Source organism: Kineococcus sp. TRM81007 (assembly GCF_022669155.1).
In the GTDB taxonomy this organism is placed as follows: domain Bacteria; phylum Actinomycetota; class Actinomycetes; order Actinomycetales; family Kineococcaceae; genus Kineococcus.
On the sequence record NZ_JALBVB010000020.1, the window covers coordinates 1 to 3,111 of the forward strand.

Annotated in this window: 2 protein-coding genes; both read left to right on the forward strand. The window is 75.4% G+C overall.

The annotated features are described in order from the left end of the window. On the forward strand, positions 1 to 1,437 hold a 1,437-nt coding region (locus MN205_RS00745), incomplete at its 5' end, for an N-acetylmuramoyl-L-alanine amidase (protein ID WP_242123343.1). A gap of 49 nt (positions 1,438 to 1,486) precedes the next feature. Further along, positions 1,487 to 3,111, forward strand: a 1,625-nt coding sequence (locus tag MN205_RS20050; protein ID WP_242123345.1) for a SpoIID/LytB domain-containing protein, incomplete at its 3' end; no start/stop codon positions are given.

Genomic DNA, 3,111 nt, shown 5'->3' on the forward strand with positions numbered 1-3,111 from the left:
GAGCGGGTGACCCTGGCTCAGCCCGCCATCCGCTCGCGCAGCGCCTGGGGCGCCGACGAGACCCTGCGCAAGTCCTCCGCCTCCTACAGCAGCACCATCAAGGCCGCCGTCGTGCACCACACCGCCGACCCCGGCAGCTACACCCAGGCCGAGGTCCCCGCCGTCATCCGCGGCATGTACCGCTACCACACCGTCACCCTCGGCTGGGCCGACCTCGGCTACAACTTCGTCGTCGACCGCTTCGGCGGCATCTGGGAAGGCCGCGCCGGCGGCACCACCCGCCCCGTGGTCGGCGCCCACGCCGGCGGCTTCAACATCGACACCTTCGGGGTGTCCATGATGGGCGACCACTCGCGCACCGCTCCCTCGGCCGCCGCCCTGGAGTCCGTCGCGCAGGTCATCGCCTGGAAGCTGGCCCTGCACGGCGTCGACCCCAAGGGCTCCACCCGCCTGACCAGCGCCGGCGGCGGCACCGCCCGCTACGCCAAGGGCACCACCGTCACCCTGCGCACCATCAACGCCCACCGCGACGTCGGCTACACCGCCTGCCCGGGCGACGCCGCCTTCACCAAGATGGACTCCCTGCGCACCCGCGTCGCCCAGCTCATGGCCGGCGCCACCGGCAACGGCCCCAGCGCCGTGGACACCAAGTACGCCCAGCTCGGCGGGGCCGCCGGGTTCCTGGGGGCGGCGACCTCCGCGGAGGGGCCGGCGCGCGACGGCGGCCGCTACCGCCACTACCGCGGCGGCTCGATCTACTCCTCGTCCGCCACCGGCGCGCACGTGATGACCGGCGCGATCCGCGACGAGTTCGCCCGGCTCGGCTGGGAGGGTTCGCTGGGCTTCCCGCTGCACGACGAGAGCCCCGCCGCCCGCGGCGGGCGCTACCTGCACTTGCAGAAGGGTTCGCTGTACTGGTCCCCCGCCACCGGCGCCCGCGACGTGCGCGGGGACATCCGCGACAAGTGGCAGGCGCTGGGCTGGGAGAACGGCTGGCTGGGCTACCCCACCCAGGGCCACACCAGGACCCCGAACGGCCGCGGCGGGTTCACCCACTTCGAGGGCGGCTCGATCTACTGGTCCGCCGCCACCGGCGCGCGCGCGGTGCGCGGGGCGATCCGCGACGCGTGGGCGCGCCACGGCTGGGAGAACGGCCCGCTGGGGTTCCCCACCACCGACGACACCCGCGTGCCCAGCGGCAAGGGCACCTACACCCACTTCGAGGGCGGCTCGGTCTACTGGTCGAACGCCACCGGAGCCCACGTGGTCCGCAACGCGATCCGCGACCGGTGGGCCTCGCTGGGCTGGGAGAACTCGTACCTCGGGTTCCCCACCAGCGACGAGTACGAGGTCCCGGAGGGGCGCCGCAACGACTTCACCGGTGGCAGCATCACCTGGAACCGCAGCACCGGCCAGACCACGGTGAAGCGCCGCTGACGCGGCGCCGCACCGGAGACCACCTCGACGCCGTACCCCCGGAGGGCCCGTGAACCGCCGCCGCCGCGCAGCGACCGTCCTGACCACCGCCGTCGCCACCCTGGCCGCGGGCCTGATCGCCGCGAGCCCCGCGCAGGCCGGGGAGGTGCGGCCGGTGCCGGCGGACGGGAACTTCACCTTCTCCGGCCACGGGTACGGCCACGGCATCGGCATGTCCCAGTGGGGCGCGCAGTCCCGGGCGGTGGCGGGCCAGTCGTACCGGCAGATCCTGGACTTCTACTACCCCGGCACCACGGTCGCCTCCCGGGAGAACCGGACGCTGCGGGTGCAGCTGACCGGTTTCAGCGGCCGGACCGCGACGGTGGCGGCGCCCACGGGCGCGGAGCTGACGATCTCCACGTCCGGGCGGAAGCTGCCCGCGGGCCAGCGCCTGGTCGTCGACGCCGCCGGCGACCAGCTCGCCGCGCGCGTGGACGGCGCGTGGGGCGAGACGTGGGGCGCCACGACCATCAGCGGGCCCGACGGGGTGCTGCTGGTGCGGCCGGACGGTTCCGCCACCCGCTACGACGGCACGGTGCGGATCGTGCCGGGCGAGACGCTCACCGTCGTCAACGACGTGCCCATGGAGACGTACCTGCGCGGCGTGGTGCCGGCGGAGTCCCCCGCGTCGTGGAACGCGGAGGCGCTGAAGGCGCAGTCGGTCGCGGCCCGCAGCTACGCGCTGTCGGTGCTGCGGCCCACCGCGCAGACCGACATCTGCGACACCACCGCCTGCCAGGTGTACCGGGGGGCGGAGACCCGCGACAGCTCCGGGAAGGTGACGTGGACGCAGCCGGCGTCCACGAACGCGGCGATCGCCGCCACCGCCGGGGAGGTCCGCGCGCACGGCGGGGACGTGGCGTTCACGCAGTTCTCCTCGTCCAACGGCGGCTGGTCGGTGGCGGGTTCGCGCCCGTACCTGCAGGCGCGCGAGGACCCGTTCTCCGCGCCGGGGCGCACCGCCCCCGGTGACACGGTGGCGAACTGGACGACGACCGTGCCGGCGTCCCGGTTCGCACCGGCCTGCCCCGCCGGCGGTGCGGTGACCGCGCTGGACGTCACCGGCCGCGACGGCCGCGGCGCGGACGGCGGCCGGGTGGCGACCGCCGTCCTGCACTGCACGACCGGCACGGCCTCCCTGACGGGCACGAAGGTCCGCCAGCTCGGCGGGCTGCGCTCGAACTGGTTCACGATCCCGAGCGCGATCCGGGCCGCCCACGCGGGCCTGGGCGGGGACGGCGGCCCGCTCGGCCCCGCCGCCACGGGCGAGTACCCGACGCCGGCGCGCGTCGGCGCCTACCAGCACTTCCGCCACGGCTCGATCTACGTGTCCCCCGCGACCGGCGCGCACGACGTGCGCGGGGAGCTGCGCCGGCGCTGGGAGGCGCTGGGCTGGGAGAACGGCGTCCTGGGCTTCCCCACCACCGGTGAGGCGCGCACCCCGGACGGGCGCGGCACCTACAACCACTTCGAGGGCGGCTCGATCTACTGGTCGAACGCCACCGGCGCGCAGGACGTGCGCGGGGCGATCCGCGGCCGCTGGGCGCAGCTCGGCTGGGAGAACTCCCCCTCCGGGTTCCCCACCACCGGCGAGACCCGCACCCCGGACGGGCGCGGCGCCTACAACCACTTCCA